Origin of the sequence: Lactococcus muris (assembly GCF_042849115.1) — a bacterium.
Lineage (GTDB): Bacteria > Bacillota > Bacilli > Lactobacillales > Streptococcaceae > Lactococcus > Lactococcus muris.
Genome location: NZ_BAAFQO010000045.1, coordinates 1 through 1780, shown reverse-complemented (window position 1 = coordinate 1780; position 1780 = coordinate 1). Strand labels below are relative to the sequence as shown.

The 1780-nt window shown below is 42.1% G+C and carries 1 pseudogene; it reads left to right on the top strand.

Annotated elements, in window-relative coordinates:
- A pseudogene (locus tag ACGHCK_RS11405) lies at positions 1–1780 on the top strand (Rib/alpha-like domain-containing protein); the annotation flags it as partial.

The following is a 1780-nucleotide window of genomic DNA, read 5'->3' as shown; positions in this document are numbered from 1 at the left end:
TCGAGCTGCAACTGAAGCCACTCCAGGTGATCCAAACACACCAGTTTCAGCAGGCTTACAAGAGGAGTTAGAAAAGAATGCTGTCTATAGCCCAGGTGTTCAAGGGGCTAAGAAGAGCTATGCTGGTAAAGCTTGGCTACAAACAACAGGTACAGCAATGAATGGTTTTGGCAGTGGCGATATTCCAATGGCCGGTGTCAAAGTGTATTTACAATGGGTAAATGGTAAAGGACACGTTTCTAAAATTTACTACACAACATCTGAAGCTGACGGGACATTTGTCATCAACTTGGATCATCCAGAATTAGAAAATGGCAACAAGTTCGAGTTAGCTGGTGACGGTAAATTCGCAATTAGAACTTGGATTAACAATCCTGACCCTGCAAAGTACAATGTTGTTAAACAAGGTGATGGAATCTATGGTTTCCACACCCGTACAAACCGTAACAATGAATCATGGGACTTCACTGCTGGAGTCAACCGTATCGTTAACGGCCAAGTTATCTTGCAAGATAAGGTTGGAGAAGATACATGGTTGGTGAAACCAGAAGACCAATGGGAAAAATCACCTAATGCAAGCGGTGAATGGGCAGACCAAGGCGCTTATGGTGCACTTCGCGGTTATGCTTGGTTTGAAAACGGTGATTATGCTGGTTCTTTAGCTAACCAATGGATTAATGACGGTAACGATGTCAAAGCAACAGGTACAAAAATTGTAGCTTCATACTTGAACGACGAAGTTACACGCCAGTTGGATGCATGGAAGAAAGCGCATAAAGGCTACCAAGTAGAAGATATGCGTCAAGCTCAAGCTGAGATTATTAAAGCTTACCAAGAAGCAAACGGTGTTGGCTCACATATCGCTGAGACAGTAGTCGGAACAGTTGATGCAAACGGTTGGTACTACATTCCATTTAGAGGGCTTTACGGTATCAGCGCCACAAAACAAAACAGTGGTTTAAGCATCTCACATACAATCACTGATGAAGAATATGGCAAGTTGGTAAGTGATGCAGATGTAAACCACACTAACTTGATGGCTTGGAACGGCACAATTGGTCAAAAACATCGTCATATCAATCAAGATTATATGTATGTAACACCGTTGATTGATAATTACAATGTTTGGAGCAACGCTTTCCCATCAAACATTTTCCAAAATCCAGCTGACAAATTCCTCACAATGGTTGATCCAGCTTATAACATTAAGTCAATCAACTTTGCTATCATGGCACCACAACCAATGATTGATGCTTTGAACTACGATGCAAGTGGTGATCACAATGCCTTTGCAGGGGATAAGGTTGAAGCGACTATCGGTGGACTATTGCCATCACGTGAGTATCAAGTTCAGTGGTTCAGAGATGGTGTAGCTGTTGGTGACCCAGTAACGATTGTATCAACAGTTGACGGCACATTTGCGCCAGCAGATTCAACATCTTATACAATTCCAAATGATCTTACAGGTCCAACAAACTTCACAGTAGCTGTCTTTGAGCAAGGTACAAATACAAAGAGCTTGGATAATGCATTGGCACTTGATTCATTGCTTGCAACAACTCCTGTGGCAGATTCTTATGTGCCAGTTTACACACCAGTAGAAGGAGTTATTGGTGAAGATGCTCAAGTTGCAGCACCTAAATTTATGGATAAAGAGCCTAATGGTACAGAAGTTACAGCACCAGAAGGTACTAAATTCGCTACTGCAACAACAGATGAGGAAAAGGAAAAAGCTAAACTTCCAGCTGATGCAGTCGTGCTTGACCCATCAAAAGTTACA